General features: G+C 59.3%; 16 protein-coding genes and 1 pseudogene. 3 read left to right on the forward strand and 14 right to left on the reverse strand.

The genetic code is table 11. The features are described from left to right. Window positions 1-77: 77 nt before the first annotated feature. From XM53_RS21630 to XM53_RS21650, 5 genes are all read right to left on the reverse strand, one after another. Window positions 78-842 carry a MauE/DoxX family redox-associated membrane protein gene (locus XM53_RS21630; RefSeq protein ID WP_057796881.1) on the reverse strand — a complete coding sequence of 255 codons (765 nt, stop codon included), beginning with the start codon at window positions 840-842 and terminating at the stop codon, window positions 78-80. 1 nt (window position 843) lies between these two features. After that, window positions 844-1,713 carry a DUF305 domain-containing protein gene (locus XM53_RS21635; protein ID WP_057796882.1) on the reverse strand — a complete coding sequence of 290 codons (870 nt, stop codon included), beginning with the start codon at window positions 1,711-1,713 and terminating at the stop codon, window positions 844-846. A 102-nt stretch (window positions 1,714-1,815) separates the two neighbouring features. Further along, window positions 1,816-2,232 carry an ion channel gene (locus XM53_RS21640; RefSeq protein WP_057796883.1) on the reverse strand — a complete coding sequence of 139 codons (417 nt, stop codon included), beginning with the start codon at window positions 2,230-2,232 and terminating at the stop codon, window positions 1,816-1,818. A gap of 14 nt (window positions 2,233-2,246) precedes the next feature. Then, window positions 2,247-2,666: a Cu(I)-responsive transcriptional regulator gene (cueR, locus tag XM53_RS21645; protein ID WP_057796884.1), complete on the reverse strand. Its 420-nt coding sequence runs from the start codon at window positions 2,664-2,666 to the stop codon at window positions 2,247-2,249. 13 nt (window positions 2,667-2,679) lie between these two features. Next, window positions 2,680-5,199: a heavy metal translocating P-type ATPase gene (locus tag XM53_RS21650; RefSeq protein ID WP_057796885.1), complete on the reverse strand. Its 2,520-nt coding sequence runs from the start codon at window positions 5,197-5,199 to the stop codon at window positions 2,680-2,682. A gap of 137 nt (window positions 5,200-5,336) precedes the next feature. Between XM53_RS21650 and XM53_RS21655 the strand changes: the two genes are divergently transcribed. Next, entirely contained in the window at window positions 5,337-5,543 is a 207-nt protein-coding gene (locus XM53_RS21655; protein WP_057796886.1) for a heavy-metal-associated domain-containing protein, read from the forward strand. A 53-nt stretch (window positions 5,544-5,596) separates the two neighbouring features. Here the strand turns inward: XM53_RS21655 and XM53_RS21660 are convergent, their stop codons facing one another. The 6 genes and pseudogenes from XM53_RS21660 to XM53_RS21680 all read right to left on the reverse strand — a co-directional run bounded on the left by XM53_RS21660 (window position 5,597) and on the right by XM53_RS21680 (window position 9,357). Beyond that, window positions 5,597-6,322, reverse strand: a complete 726-nt coding sequence (locus XM53_RS21660) for a DsbA family protein (protein ID WP_057796887.1) — start codon at window positions 6,320-6,322, stop codon at window positions 5,597-5,599. 2 nt (window positions 6,323-6,324) lie between these two features. Further along, window positions 6,325-6,750, reverse strand: a complete 426-nt coding sequence (locus XM53_RS21665; RefSeq protein WP_057796903.1) for a c-type cytochrome — start codon at window positions 6,748-6,750, stop codon at window positions 6,325-6,327. Window positions 6,751-6,809: 59 nt separating this feature from the next. Beyond that, window positions 6,810-7,244 carry a multicopper oxidase domain-containing protein gene (locus XM53_RS24130; protein WP_328586706.1) on the reverse strand — a complete coding sequence of 145 codons (435 nt, stop codon included), beginning with the start codon at window positions 7,242-7,244 and terminating at the stop codon, window positions 6,810-6,812. After that, a complete protein-coding gene (locus tag XM53_RS21670; protein ID WP_328586707.1) occupies window positions 7,228-8,202 on the reverse strand; it encodes a multicopper oxidase family protein in 975 nt (324 codons plus the stop codon). The genes XM53_RS24130 and XM53_RS21670 overlap by 17 nt, the downstream gene beginning before the upstream one ends. Before the next feature lie 108 nt (window positions 8,203-8,310). After that, window positions 8,311-8,769, reverse strand: a complete 459-nt coding sequence (locus XM53_RS21675; protein WP_057796888.1) for a c-type cytochrome — start codon at window positions 8,767-8,769, stop codon at window positions 8,311-8,313. Window positions 8,770-8,781: 12 nt separating this feature from the next. Further along, window positions 8,782-9,357, reverse strand: a pseudogene (locus XM53_RS21680) (L,D-transpeptidase). A gap of 467 nt (window positions 9,358-9,824) precedes the next feature. Here XM53_RS21680 and XM53_RS21690 point away from each other — a divergent pair. Next, window positions 9,825-10,978 (forward strand): IS3 family transposase gene (locus tag XM53_RS21690; RefSeq protein ID WP_201455468.1). Its coding sequence is split into 2 segments (ribosomal slippage): window positions 9,825-10,092 and window positions 10,092-10,978, totalling 1,155 coding nucleotides; the frame shifts between segments, so codons are not numbered across the junction. Here XM53_RS21690 and XM53_RS23490 read toward each other — a convergent pair. Genes XM53_RS23490 through XM53_RS21700 form a run of 3 tightly spaced genes read right to left on the reverse strand, consistent with a single transcriptional unit; the run spans window position 10,896 to window position 13,428 of the window. Next, window positions 10,896-11,300, reverse strand: coding sequence for an SHOCT domain-containing protein (locus XM53_RS23490; RefSeq protein ID WP_160321424.1), 405 nt, complete (start codon window positions 11,298-11,300; stop codon window positions 10,896-10,898). The genes XM53_RS21690 and XM53_RS23490 overlap by 83 nt on opposite strands. Continuing rightward, a complete protein-coding gene (locus XM53_RS21695; protein WP_057796890.1) occupies window positions 11,297-12,709 on the reverse strand; it encodes an ATP-binding protein in 1,413 nt (470 codons plus the stop codon). Before XM53_RS21695 ends, XM53_RS23490 begins: the two co-directional genes overlap by 4 nt. Then, on the reverse strand, window positions 12,706-13,428 hold the full coding sequence (locus XM53_RS21700) for a response regulator (RefSeq protein ID WP_057796891.1): 723 nt from the start codon (window positions 13,426-13,428) through the stop codon (window positions 12,706-12,708). Before XM53_RS21700 ends, XM53_RS21695 begins: the two co-directional genes overlap by 4 nt. 166 nt (window positions 13,429-13,594) lie before the next feature. Here XM53_RS21700 and XM53_RS21705 point away from each other — a divergent pair, with 166 nt between their 5' ends. Further along, entirely contained in the window at window positions 13,595-13,870 is a 276-nt protein-coding gene (locus XM53_RS21705; RefSeq protein ID WP_057796892.1) for a hypothetical protein, read from the forward strand. Window positions 13,871-13,960: the final 90 nt, after the last annotated feature.

Raw genomic sequence — 13,960 nt, forward strand, 5'->3', positions numbered from 1 at the left:
TTGAGGGAAAGCTTACTGTCACGCAGATGAAATAATCACTTAGATGTTCGGGTGGCGCGGTTGCCACCCGAACACTACTACCATCCGAGCGCGAACACTTTAATTGGCATCCAGATGCCCATGAGCATCATCATCAGGTTTTCAGTCAGAGAGATGAAACCCAGTGGCACATTGCTGTCACCGCCCACACAGGCACATTTAAGCTCGCGTTTATCGACATAGACCGCCTTAAAAACGCTTATAGCTCCCACCGTTCCAATGAACAGCGCAACCGGCGCCGACAGCCAAGTGAGAGCGCCAGTAACCATAAGGATACCAGCGAAAGCTTCCCCAAATGGATAGAGGTAGCCGTATCGGACCCAACGGCGAGCCAGTAGATCGTAATTCAGGAACATTGTAGAGAAGCTCTCGACATCCTGCAGCTTCTGCACGGCGAGAAAGCACATGGAAATGGCGATGAACCATTCCGCCGCGCGCAGCGTGAAGATGCTACCGAAGCTTGCCCAGCTGAGGCCGAGCGCTAAGAAAAACGCGACCGAGAAGATCGCAATGACTGGCCGATAACTGGTTTCGTCGCCTTCCGTATTGTCGTTGCCGAAGTGCACTCGCAAAGCCTCGTAACCACCGATCCGCTCACCGTCGATGAAAGTCTGTGGCGTGGTCTCGACGCTGTGCTGTTCCATGAAGGCATCGGTGTCCTCCCGGGTGGTGAGATGGTGGTCCTCGACCTCATACCCCTCCCTTTCAAGAAGATCCTTCGACTTCAGGCCATAGGGACAGAGATGACCCGGCATCACCATGCGATAGAGCTTCGCCGTGCTCGGAGTTGCCTGCTGGTCCATGTCAGCCCCCGCAGCTGTAGAAGCCGCGGTAGCCGGCGTAGAGACCGGCGTCGAGCTCCAGCGTCATCGTCGCCTCGACCGGCTTGCTGCCCACCGAGTCAAGCGCCGCTCCGTCCTCGGCGGCGGTGAGAAGGATCGCCAGACCCTCGGTGCCTAGTTCCCCGGCCGCACCTTGGTCGATCCGCACGAGGTCGCCGCTCAGCTTGACCAGCCCGACGGCCTCACCATTCACTTCGCCAAGTGCCAGAGAAGCCGGACTGCCAGTGGTGTAGTTGAAGGTGCAGGCCGCGCCATTGGGCAGAAGCTGAGCGATCTCCTCCTCGGTCAGGAAACCGGGATCGAGCACGGCTATGTTCGCGGTAGAAAGGGCTTCGTCGAGGTTCACGATGCGAGGGCTCACGGGTTTCTCAGGCTCGGATACGTCACCCGATGCCTCCATCTCGTTGATGAGATAGCGCATTTCAGCGATTTCCTTGTCCTGCGCATAGATGATCTCGTCCGCCAGTTTTCGAACACGGGGATCAGAGATGTTGGCGCGGCTGGATGTCATGATCGCAATGGAATGGTGCGGGATCATCGCGCGCATGTAGCTGGTGTCCCCAACTGTGGCCTGCCCACGCACCAGCCAGAGAGATCCGGCGAATGCGACGGCAGCGCCGGCGAAGATCGCCGCATTGATCGCCTTGCTGGTATACATCGATAGCATGAAGACCAGCATGATGATCGCCATCATTGCACCCATCAACAATGCCATGTAAGCCCTTGTTTCGGACCAAAAAATGTGGGAAATCAGATAAGTATTCAAATACATCAGTCCGAACATTACAACCGTGGAGGTCGCAATCATGGCTGCAAATCTCCAATATGACATGTTGTACTCCTTCTGCTTTCACTGTCGTCGCGGACATAGCAACAACAACCATCCAGCGCTGGAGGGTTCCAGATTTTCGGGGCATTAAGTCATCTGACGCTTCTAGTCCTTCCCTCTCGTAACCACGAGAAAGATGGTGGAGGCCGAGCAACTAATTAGGAGAAAGCCATTCAGTGCCTCGGCACCGGCCAGAAAACGCAGATGGTCCGTGGGATAGATATCGCCGAGGCCGAGGGACGAATAGTTGACCAGGGAAAAGTAGAAAACGTCCATAAACGTGTCGATGTTCTCCTGTTCAAAGCCGCCGATACCGATGAGTTCACCGAAACTGAAGCCGAGGGCATAAAGTCCGGCTTCAATGATGTGGGCAAGCGCAAGCGTATAAAGAGCAAAAAGGAGACGTGCGGACTGTGTGGACGGCGTCCCACGCGCCCGGTTCATCACAAGGGTCATCGCACGGACGTGCACCAGCCCGCTCGACCCGAATAGAACGACAACCAGAAGGATGGCCCAAACCACGTCTTCGGACCCAACTAAGTTGATTTGCGCCGGTCGTCCTCGTCGCGCCGTTTCATGGCCAGATCGGCCAGGATCGGGCAGTCCGGGCGATGATCTCCGGCACACTCCTCGACGAGATGCGCGAGTGTCGCTCGCATTTCCTTTAACTCGGCGATCTTGCCGTCGATTCGCTCAAGATGTTGCTTGGCGATCTCCTTCACCTCGGCGCTGGCACGTTTTTCGTCTTCGTAGAGCGCAAGAAGATTACGGCAATCTTCAATTGTGAAACCGAGCGCACGGGCGCGTCCCAGAAACGCCAGCTTGTGCGCGTCACTTTCACGGAACGTGCGATAACCGTTCGAACTGCGCAAGGGCTTGACCAGTCCGATATCTTCGTAATAGCGGATCGTCTTGGCGGGCAGCCCGGAAAGGTCGGCGACATCTCCGATATTCATTTCATGATCCTCCTTATTGAGCGGCGACAGGGGCAGGGGACAGAGAATCCGCCCCTTCAGATTTCAAGCTGCTGGCTTCATCCATGGCCGGGCGGATCCGGCGCAAGCGCAGCGCGTTAGTCAGCACGAAAACTGAGCTGAGCGCCATCGCCCCGGCGGCCAGAACCGGCGAGAGCAACAGGCCGAAGGCTGGGTAGAGCACGCCCGCCGCGACCGGGATCAGCGCCACGTTATAGCCAAAGGCCCAGAACAGGTTCTGACGGATGTTGCGCATGGTCCGGGCAGACACGTTGAGCGCGTTCACCACGCCGCGCAGATCACCCGACATTAGCACCACATCGGCGGATTCGATGGCAACGTCCGTGCCGGTGCCGATGGCGATGCCCACATCTGCATGGGCCAGCGCCGGGGCGTCGTTGATGCCGTCCCCAACGAAGGCGATCTGTTGGCCGCCTTGCCGCAGTTCATCCAGCGCCGCCACCTTGCCATCGGGCAGAACCCCCGCGATCACGCGGTCGATACCGGTCTCCCGTGCAATGGCCCGGGCCGTTTCGCGCTTGTCTCCGGTAATCATCGCGACCTTCAGCCCGAGCCCGTGCAACGCCTCGATGGCGGCGGCGCTGGCCGGTTTCACAGGGTCGGCCACGCCGATGACTGCCGCGAGCTGCCCGTCCACCGCTGCAAACAGCGCCGTGCGGCCCCCTTCGGCCAAGCGGCGCTCGGTCTCGGCCAGCGCCTCGATGCTCAGCTCCTCGCGGCGCATCAGGCGGTCCGCGCCGACCAGCACCTCGCGCCCAGCGACCGTGGCTTGCACGCCGAAGCCGGTGATCGAATCGAACCCCTCGACCTCGTAACACGCTACGCCTTCGGCCTGCGCCGCGCGCACGATGGCTTCGGCGATGGGATGCTCGGACTGCGCCTCGACCGCCGCGACGAGGGCCAGAACGTCGGAGCGCTCAAACTCCTCGGCCAGCACAAGGTCGGTCAGTTCGGGGCGGCCCTCGGTCACGGTGCCGGTCTTGTCGAGCGCGACCACGTCCACGTGCGAAAGTTGCTGCAGCGCGTCGCCCTTGCGGAAGAGGACACCCATCTCGGCCGCGCGTCCTGTGCCAACCATGATCGAGGTGGGCGTGGCCAGCCCCATCGCGCAAGGACAGGCGATGATCAGCACCGAAACGCCTGCAACGAGCGCGTAGGACAGCATGGGCGCCGGTCCAATCAGCAGCCAGATCAGAACGGCCAGCGCGGCCAATGCCATAACCGCCGGTACAAACCAGAGCGTGATCCGGTCCACCATGCCTTGGATCGGCAGCTTGGCGCCCTGAGCTTCCTCGACCATGCGGATGATCTGCGCCAGCGTCGTGTCCGCCCCCACGCGGGTCGCGCGGAAGCGGAAGCTGCCGCTGCCGTTCACCGTGCCGCCGGTGACGGGATCGCCCTCGGACTTCGCCACGGGCACCGGCTCGCCGGTGATCATGCTCTCGTCGACATGCGCGCTGCCTTGGGTCAATTCACCGTCCACCGCGATGCGCTCGCCCGGCCGGACGACGAGGGTGTCGCCGACGCGGATGCGCTCGATCGCCACGTCCCGTGCCTCGCCGTCCACCAGAACCCGCGCCGTGCGGGCCTGAAGGCCCAGCAGTTTCTGGATCGCGGCCCCCGTGCGGCCCTTGGCGCGCGCTTCCATCCAGCGGCCCAGAAGGATTAGCACGACGATCACCGCCGCGGCCTCGAAGTAAACGGCGCGAGCCGCCTCGGGCAGCACGGTGGGCGCGAAAAGCGCGGTGATAGAATAGACATACGCGGCCCCGGTCCCCACCGCGACAAGGCTGTTCATGTCGGGCGCGCCTTTCACCAGAGCGGGGAACCCCTTGGTGTAAAATTGGAGACCGGGCCAGAAAAGCACGATGGTCGTCAGCACGAACTGGATCATCCAGCTGGCCTGATGGCCGATCGTGCGGCCGATCATCTCGTGCATGCCCGGCACGAGATGCGCCCCCATCTCAAGCAGGAACACGGGCAAGGCCAGCGCCGCTGCGAAAGCGGTCCGGCGGGCGAGCGCACGGGCCTCGCCTTCCTTGCGCGCGCCGCGATCCTCCGCAGTGCCGTCGTCGGCCAATTCGGCCGAATAGCCCGCCGCCTCGGCGGCCTTCAGAAGTTCGACCGGGTCGGTCGCGCCCTCGACATAGGTGACGGTCGCGGTTTCTGACGCGAGGTTGACATTGACCCCGCTCACCCCTGCCACTGCCGCGAGCGCCTTGTCGACGCGACCAACGCAGGAGGCGCAGGACATGGAAGAGACGTTCAGGCGCGCCGTTTGCGTTCGGGCGGGATAGCCGGCATGCTCCAGCGCCCCGATCACCTCGGGGATCCGGGCATCCGAGTTGATCCGGGCCTGCGCCGTTTCGGCGGCGAGGTTCACGTTCACCTCGTCGACCCCGGGTAATGCTAAAAGCGCACGCTCGACCCGACCGACGCAGGACGCGCAAGACATGTTTTGAACAGAAAAACGCAAATCTCTTGAGCCCGGCATGAACGTCTCCTTCATCTACTGAAAGATATCTAAGGCTTCCCCCCGCTGGAAGGTCAACAATGTCGGGATATTTTTTCGCCCTTGACCTTCCCATGCAGGAAGCAGGCATCTAATGCCGAGAACTGGAGAAAACAGATATGCGCAGCTTCAAGGTTCCGGATATGAGTTGCGGCCATTGCACCGCAACGATCGAAAAGGCGATCAAGGCGATAGACCCAACATCGTCCGTGACCTGCGATACGGGTACGCGGCAAGTCGAGGTTGATAGCGTGCTGAACGAGCACGTCCTGACGGAGGCGATCCGAAATGCCGGTTACGGTGTCACGGCTGCTTCGACGACCTGAAGATCACCGGTGCCGGGCAATTCTGGCGCCAGTTCTCCATCGTCGCATGAGGTTCATTCCCTTTCGCGGGCCTCATCGACCAAGGCTTCCAGTTGGTCTTGTTCGATCAAACCGGGAACCAGGTTGTCGCCGATCACGAAGGACGGTGTGCCGTTGAAACCCAACGCCTGCGCCAGCCGCATCGATTCGTCGATGTGCGCCTGGACTTCCGGCGCCTCCATGTCCGAACGCAGCTGGTCCACGTCAAGGCCGATTTCTTCGGCGATCCGCAGGACAGACGCCTCTTGCGCACGTTCCGCCATGCCCATCAACGCCCAGTGGAATTCCTCATACTTGTTCTGATTGCGTGCCGCCAAGGCCGCCTTCGCCGCAAAGACCGACCCGTCGCCGAGTATCGGCCATTCGCGAAAGACGAACCGCACATTCAGGTCCGCCTCGATCAAACCTTCAACCTCCGACATGGCCCTGCGGCAATAGGGACAGTTGTAGTCGAAAAACTCCACAACAGTGACGTCCCCGTCAGGATTGCCCAGCACCGGTGCGTTCGGATCCTGTTCCAAGAGCTGGCGTTGTTCCTTGAGCACGTCGGTCGTGGCCTCTGCCTGCGCGGTCGCTTCCTGCTGTTCGAGAAGCTGCACCGCTTCCATGATGATCTGGGGGTTTTCCAGAATCGCTTCCAAGGCCAGTTCCTTGACGCGTTCCTCGCTCAGCTCCTGTGCGAACGCGGAAAGCGGCAACAGGATGCTAATGGCGAGCACTGCCAGTCGAAGCGATTTCATTTTCAGTCTCCTCTTTTTTGCTGTTCCGCTTCGCTGCGGGCGGCCTGGACCTCCCGCTGACGGTCGGGCCATGTGGATTTGATGAAGGCGAGGATGTTCCAGATCTGCGCATCGGTCAGCTCATTGCCAAAACCGGGCATGCCGCTTTGGAAATCCACACCCTGCTTCGCGAGGGTCTTCTTTCCGCCGAGCTTGGTATAGTCGAACAGAATACTATCAGGATGATGCCAGGTGTGACCGGTTTCGTCATGCGGGGGTGCGGGCAGGATGCCATCCTCTCCGGCCGAGCGCCATCCGGCCTGTCCCTCGAGATCGGCGCCGTGGCAAGAGGCGCAATACTCCTGATAGAATTCTGCGCCCTCGGCGAGATCGACAGACTGCGGCGGTTCCGGCGTGGCGGAGGTGCCGGATGTCCCTCCCGCCATCATCCAGGCGCCGACTCCAGCCGCGCCGGCCATGAGCAGAAAGAGGATCAGCCAACGTCGCATCATGTCACCTTCATCCAGGTCATCATGCCCGAGGCCGCGTGGCTGAGCATGTGGCAGTGAAACAGCCAGTCGCCGGGATTGTCGGCCACGAAACCGATCGTGTGGGTCTGGCCGCCGAACATCAGGATCGTGTCGCGCAAGGGACCGAGCCCGCCATCCTCGCCGATCTCGCGGAAATGCAGCCCATGCAGGTGCATCGCGTGGGGAAAGGACGTGTCGTTGTAGATCTGCAGCTTGACCGTTTCGCCCTTCGCGACATCTACGAGCGGCGCATCGGTCATGCCGATCGTTCCATTGAACGACCAGAACTGGTTGGCGACCACCAACTCGCGAAAGCTTTTCTTCTCGCCATTCAGAAACGCGCTGTCGAGCGTGCCCATTGCGCCGCCCTGCATGTCGAGCCGCACGGTCCTGGCGTCATCGAGGCCGATCACCTCCATCCCCGGATTGGGTCGCAGCGCGTCCGGTGCATCCCGGGAGCGTGGTCGAGGCCTTTCCAGTCACGGTGAAAGCCACCTGCGAGGCCGCCTCCTGATCGTCGAGGCGAACGAGATGGGCGGTTTCCTCGGGCGCGGCGGTCACGTCGACGATCAGATCGGCCCGCTGACCGGGGCCGAGGATCAGCGCCTCAGCGAGCGGCTCGGGCCGGGGCAGTGGCATGCCGTCCAGTGCAACCGTCCAGCCCTCCATGCCATGAAGCGACAGCACGAAAATCCTGGCGTTGGCCGCGTTGACGAGGCGCAGGCGCAGACGTTCGTGTTGGCGCACCTCCAGGGAAAGGTCGTGCCGGCCGTTGGTGGCGATGAAATTGCCGCGCCGCCCGGCATGGCCGCGGTCATGGCGCGAGGTGAAGTCCGGGACGATCTGCGCCATTTCGGGGTCGAGCAGCCAGTCATCAAGGATCAGTACCTCTTCCCGATCCAGGTCCGGCGGCTCGGATTCCTCGACGATCAACGCGCCATAGAGCCCGCGCGCCACCTGTTCGGTCGAGCGGTTATGAGCGTGATACCAGTAGGTTCCGGCATCCGGCGCGATGAAATCATAATCAAAGCTCTGCCCCGGCTCGACCGCGGGCTGGGTCAGCCCGGCAACACCATCCATCGCATTGTCTATGCGAACCCCGTGCCAATGCACCGTGCTTGCCTGGGGCAGTGCGTTCATGAAGCGGCGTTGCAGCCGCGCACCCTGCTGAAGACGCATTTGAGGGCCGGGCATCGCGCCGCCATAGCCCCAGATTTCGGTCTTGGGATAGCCTTCCGGCGCCAATTGAACGCTGGCCGTGCGGGCGTCCAGGGATTGAAACTCTGACGTTGCGGCATAAAGCCGCTTTGGAAGGGCAAGCGCCGCGGTGATAGCCGCCCCCTGCATGAGAAAATCGCGTCGCGTCGGCATGGAGAATCCTGTGTTTCAATCGCGGCAATTATGGCGCCGGCAATCAGATCTGAAAATCGGAAGATCAGGCCGGATAGTGAGAGTGGGCACCCGGAACCTGCCCAAGGCTCAGTTGATCCCGTTCTCCCTTTGCAATTCACGTACATAGCGTGCGATCAACTTGACGTCGCCATCGGTCAAACCTTCGACCGGTGGCATGTTTCCGAATTTCCAGTGATGCGCGCGCACACCGTTTTTCGCGGCCATCACGAACGCCATGTCGGAATGGTGGTTCGGTTCGTAGATCTTGTGCACGAGTGGTGGTGCGACCCCGTTCTGGCCTGCGGCGTTCTTGCCGTGACATTCCGCACATGTCGCCTCGTAGGCCCGCTTGCCCATCTGCGCCTGGTCCGAAAGCTCCGCCGGCAGCGAAACTTCGACCATGGGGGCGCCCGATTCCAGATCACTGGTGTCGGGAGGTACCATCGAATGGCCCATCCCCTGCTGGGGTTGCTGCGCGATTTTCCAGTAGACTACCGCGCCGCCCAACACGAAGAAGGCCAGAATGGCTAGAACTGTCTTGTTCATTTGATCCTTACTTCAGATAAGTTTGACTTGGGTGCCGATTGGAGTCCTGTCGAACACTTCGATGATATCTTCGTTGTGGAGACCGATGCAGCCGCTGGAGGATTTGCGACCGATCTTGCGCGTGTCGCCGGTCCCATGGATGCGGTAGTACTGCCAGGTCAGATGCATGGCGCGCACGCCCAGCGGGTTCTCGGGGCCGGGGGCGACATATGCCGGCAAAGACGGATCGCGCTCGCGCATCGACGGGGTGGGCACCAAATCCGGCGCATCGTCCTTGTAGACGATTCGCTATAGCCACGCCGCGTGAGTTCGTCGCCCTTAGGAACCGATGTGGGGTAGATGCGCATCTCCCCATCCGCGGTCCAGTGCTGAAGAACTCTGGTGTTGGTATCGGAAAGCAGAATTCCTTTGCCGAGCGCGTCAAAGTGATCCTGCCAGCGATGCAACCGGAATGACGAAATATTCCGGCGAACTGAGTCCGAACTCTTGGGCACGCAACACCGATGGTGCCGCAAGAGCAACGAGCCCTCCAACCGAAAAGAATAGAAAGCCTCGGCGTCTTATTGCCCTGGGGGTCTTGTCTTCCATCGTCCGTCTCCGCGCATTCGATCCTTGAATGGGACTCTTGAACCGCCTTCCCGCACTGGAAGATCAAGAATGGTCGGGATGAAAACTCCGTGAAATACGTAACGGTTTGTATCGCTCACCTCCCTGCAGGATAAGCCTTTAGCAGGGTTTCGAATTACGGGGTCTCGACATTATGAAAATGGCCAAATCACGAGTAGAGCTTTCCAATTCAAGTAACATGATGAACTTTGGGATATGAGTCTGCTGTGCGGTCACACTTGCGCCGGTTTTGTTTTATGCTGTGGCAGGTCGCGTATCTGTTGGTTTCTCGAGCAACACGTTCATACTCGCGCCTTTGGCATGATGTCTGGGAGGTCATTTCGGCGAAGCGGGAAAGGGCATGATGGCTTAGCCTTGGAGTTCTTGCTTGCGGCGCCGAAACTCATCTTGGACCTGTCCCGGAATTGTTCCGCTCCTTTGACTTGGTAATTTGCCACAAAGGAGAGACATCATGGCACAAAAAACCAACCCCGGAATTCCGCGCCGAGGCAGTGGGGATAGCTTTGACCAGCGGACTGCCGCGTAAACAAGTGGCCGCCGATTTTGGCGTAGGCTTCTCCACGTTGAGCCGCTGGATTCAGAAGGATCGGCGCAATCCAGAGAAACCAACGGTCCAGTCTGATCTCGAACGCGAGATCACGGAGCTGCGGAAAGAGAACCGCATGCTCCGGGAGGAGAGGGAGGTGTTAAAAAAGGCCACGGTGTTCTTTGCGGAGAGAAGCAAATGAGGTTTGCCTTCGTTGAAGAACACCGAAACGACATCCCGGTGAACCGCTTGTGTGAGATTATGGACGTCAGCCCGCGAGGCTACCGCGCCTGGCTGTCCCGCCCTGCCAGTCGGCAGCAACGCACCGACATGGTGTTGCTCGCCCACATCCGCGAACAGTTCCGCTTGTCTCTGGGCAGCTACGGCAGGCCCCGCATGACCGAAGAGCTGAAGGAGCTGGGGTTTGATGTCGGGCATCGCCGCATTGGCCGTTTGATGCGACAGAACCGCATTACGGTGAAGAGGAACAAGAAGTTCAAGGCTACGACCGACAGCAATCACAGCTTCAACATCACGCCGAACCTGCTGAACCGGGACTTCTATGCGGATCGCCCCAACCAGAAATGGGCGGGCGACATCAGCTATGTCTGGACGCAGGAGGGGTGGCTCTATCTGGCTGTCATCCTCGACCTGCATTCTCGACGTGTCATTGGTAGGGCCGTCAGCAGCCGGATGAAACGCGATCTGGCGATCCGGGCACTGAACATGGCGATTGCGATGCGGCGGCCACACAAGGGCTGCATCCACCATACGGATCGCGGCTGCCAATACTGCTCTCACGACTACCAGAAAATCCTGCGCCAGGACGGCTTCAAGGCATCTATGAGTGGGACCGGGAACTGCTACGACAACGCTGCCGTCGAAACCTTTTTCAAGACCATCAAGGCGGAACTGCTGTGGCAGCGGTCTTGGCGGACACGTCGCGATGCTGAGATGGCCATCTTCGAATACATCAACGGCTTCTACAATCCGCCTCGAAGGCACTCAGCATTGGGCTGGAAAAGCCCCTTGGCCTTCGAAGCAAAGGCTGCATAAGTGAGCAATCGGAGCGGCACGAAAGCGTGACAGGTCCATCTTCGTCGATCTCACCGCGTGCATAGCGTTCCTTGAGGATCTCCATCGCATCGCGAGTTTCGCCCAAACGGTTGCTGGTGAGCATACGGAAGAAGAATACGGTAACCGCGATAATCACCCCCCAGAAAAGGATCATGCCGAAACCTCCCAACCAACCATGACCATCTCCCCACATCATGTGTCCAAAAGTGTTATCAGCAATGCCGCCTGGATCCGCGAGGGCCGAGACTGTGCCCGCAAACAGAGCGATTACGCTGGATTTGACCGTCAAATAGGCATTCATGATATTGTCTTTTCTTGCTGGTTGGAACTTTGTGAAAACGGCAAATCGAGTCGCGCAAGAAGCCCGCCGTCCGGGTGGTTCTGCAAAATTATATCGCCGCCATGCGAGCGCAGGATGGTGCGTGCGATTGACAGGCCGAGACCGGTGCCACCCGTCTCGCGTGAGCGTGACGTCTCGACCCGAAAAAATGGTTCGAAAACCTCTTCTAGCTGCGTCTCCGGGATGCCGGGACCATGATCACGAACCCAGATCGATGCCCTGTCATACTCGCGGCTATACGTGACCTCGACATCGTCGCCGTAACGTACTGCATTTTCTATGACGTTCCGCAAAGCTCGGCGCATGGATTGAGGCCGAAGCCTCACCCGAAGCGGTGTGTCCGTTTCGAGTCGGAATGCGTTGAGCATGTCACACTTCAGCTCAGTGAGAAATTCCCCCAATTCTATTGTTTCAGGAGGTTCACTTATTGCCATGCCTCGAGCAAAAGCCAGTGTGCGCTCGACCATATCCTGCATTTCCTCGATGGATTTCACCAAGGCGTCACGCGTCTCTTCCTCATCCACCATCTCTGCGTGAACCCGCAAAGCGGTCAGTGGCGAACGCAAATCGTGACCCAGAGCGGCCATTATACGCGTCTTGTCAGCGACCGTGCGCACCAGTCTCTCCTGCATGTGATTGAAGGTATCCGTCAGTTCTCTGACTTCGCTTGGTCCCGCGACTGGGAGTGGCTTGTTTTCCTCTCCCCTGCCAAGCCTGTCTGCGGCTTGCGCCAAGCGCCTTAACGGCCAGGTCAGGCGAGCAAGCAAGTACCAAAAAGCAACACCAATCAGGAACGCCGCCGTGAAACCAAAGCTCACCGCAGAAAAGATTGGCCACTGTAGCGGCGGTCGCTGAAAGCGCGTATCGACATTCAGCCATGTGCCATCTTCAAGCGCGATAGACAGTGTCAATTCAAGCCCCGAGATCTTGTCATGCATCATCTGCTTGTGCTCTGCGGCCATCTCCGGCGGCACTGACCTCATTGGCGGGAATGCGCGCTCAACCTCATGCAATTCTACTCGGATTTCGCGACTGTCTTCAGCGCCGAACAATGACCTGACGCGCGCTTCGACAGCTCCTCCCGCGCGGTGATCAAGATGATCCACAGCCGCCTGCGGGTCGGTCCGAAACCGTGCCAGCGGCGAATCTGCGGCGCGAAGAATCGAGGCTCGCAAGTCCGTTGGGGCCTGTTCTAGTAGCATGGCCACATTCGCCGCGCGCCCAGCCGCCTCGGCTCCTATTGCAGCACGTATCGCGAGACTGCGCTCGTCCACAAACAGCCAAATGCTAATCGCCTGAGCCACGGCGAGGCTACCAATGATGAGCAACAGAAGCTGGACGCGTAAACTATCCAGACGCTTGCGGATCACTGCTGCACCTCGACATCCGTTGCAAGGCAATAGCCCCCGTTTCGAACCGTTGTGATGATCTTCGGACGACCCGGGTTGTACTCGATCTTCCGCCTGAGGCGGCTGATCTGGTTGTCAATTGTCCGGTCGAAAGCGGCCGGTGTTCGTCCGACTGCCAGGTCTAAAAGCTGTTCTCGGCTAATCACGATACGCGGGCGTTCGAGCAGGATCGTAAGAAGTTTGAACTCTGATGTCGTCAGTACGTCCTCGCGGCCGTCCTCTGCGAAAAGGCGGCGCGTATCGGTTTCGAGCGTCCAGTCCGCGAACCTAACCCTGCTCCCCGTAAGACTCCCGGCAAGTGCTTCCGGTTTCTGCGCGCGGCGCAGAATTGCCTTTATCCGCGCCAGTAGCTCGCGAGGATTGAAGGGCTTGGGCAAATAGTCATCCGCACCGACTTCGAGGCCGATGATGCGGTCCATTTCCTCGCCAAGCGCTGTCAACATGAGGATGGGGGCCAGCCCTTTGGTGGACAGACGACGACAGACCGATATCCCGTCTTCGCCCGGCATCATCACGTCAAGGACAATAAGGTCATAGCGGCCAATCTTGAGTAGACTATCCATCTGGGAAGCGTCGACCGCCGTCGTCACGCGCATGTCATTCTTTTCCAGGTATCGCGCAACCGCTTTGCGAATTTCGGCGCTGTCGTCGACCAGAAGTATGTGCGGAGAGTTTGTCATCTTTTGTAACTAAGCGATGAAAGGATCGCTGCCGAGAAAATTTGTCGCGAAACGTAACAAAGCCGCACTTTGCGACAGATTGATACACACGTGCCGTCAGCAGCGTTCCAAAACCAAGTCATACTTCATCGGCAAACAATGCATGTAGGACAAAAGGAAAAAGTGAATGGGACGTAAACTGGCACTGATTTTTTGTACAACTGTCGCGGTGTCTGCTGGTGGTATTGTCTTGGCAGACAACGGCTACGGTACCGGGCATCACGAACTGCCCAAGCGAGGTGATGCCACCCATTCGGGAGATACAATGAAAGGCCACTTTCGGCACATAGACCGCAATCAGGACGGCATGGTGTCGCGCGAGGAGGTTGAAGCCCACGATGAACGTGACAAATGGTTCAAGCGAAACGCCCTGCTCGGGGAGTTTGCTGATCCAGGATTTTAGTTGTGAAGAACTCTCACAAAAGGGCAGGGTGGCTTGCTGAACAAGAGCGTGATCGAATTCTGCTCTCGCAGGCTTAGCTTTTGATTGAAG

The sequence above is a fragment of the Roseovarius atlanticus genome, from assembly GCF_001441615.1.
GTDB lineage: Bacteria > Pseudomonadota > Alphaproteobacteria > Rhodobacterales > Rhodobacteraceae > Roseovarius > Roseovarius atlanticus.

Excerpts from the sequence above, each read along its gene's own strand:
- XM53_RS21630 (WP_057796881.1), bottom strand. The coding sequence starts at position 842 with ATGGACCAGCAGGCAACTCCGAGCACGGCGAAGCTCTATCGCATGGTG.
- XM53_RS21635 (WP_057796882.1), bottom strand. The coding sequence starts at position 1,713 with ATGTCATATTGGAGATTTGCAGCCATGATTGCGACCTCCACGGTTGTA.
- cueR (WP_057796884.1), bottom strand. The coding sequence starts at position 2,666 with ATGAATATCGGAGATGTCGCCGACCTTTCCGGGCTGCCCGCCAAGACG.
- XM53_RS21650 (WP_057796885.1), bottom strand. The coding sequence starts at position 5,199 with ATGCCGGGCTCAAGAGATTTGCGTTTTTCTGTTCAAAACATGTCTTGC.
- XM53_RS21655 (WP_057796886.1), top strand. The coding sequence starts at position 5,337 with ATGCGCAGCTTCAAGGTTCCGGATATGAGTTGCGGCCATTGCACCGCA.
- XM53_RS21660 (WP_057796887.1), bottom strand. The coding sequence starts at position 6,322 with ATGAAATCGCTTCGACTGGCAGTGCTCGCCATTAGCATCCTGTTGCCG.
- XM53_RS21665 (WP_057796903.1), bottom strand. The coding sequence starts at position 6,750 with ATGATGGCGGGAGGGACATCCGGCACCTCCGCCACGCCGGAACCGCCG.
- XM53_RS21670 (WP_328586707.1), bottom strand. The coding sequence starts at position 8,202 with ATGCCGACGCGACGCGATTTTCTCATGCAGGGGGCGGCTATCACCGCG.
- XM53_RS21675 (WP_057796888.1), bottom strand. The coding sequence starts at position 8,769 with ATGAACAAGACAGTTCTAGCCATTCTGGCCTTCTTCGTGTTGGGCGGC.
- XM53_RS23490 (WP_160321424.1), bottom strand. The coding sequence starts at position 11,300 with ATGAATGCCTATTTGACGGTCAAATCCAGCGTAATCGCTCTGTTTGCG.
- XM53_RS21700 (WP_057796891.1), bottom strand. The coding sequence starts at position 13,428 with ATGACAAACTCTCCGCACATACTTCTGGTCGACGACAGCGCCGAAATT.
- XM53_RS21705 (WP_057796892.1), top strand. The coding sequence starts at position 13,595 with ATGGGACGTAAACTGGCACTGATTTTTTGTACAACTGTCGCGGTGTCT.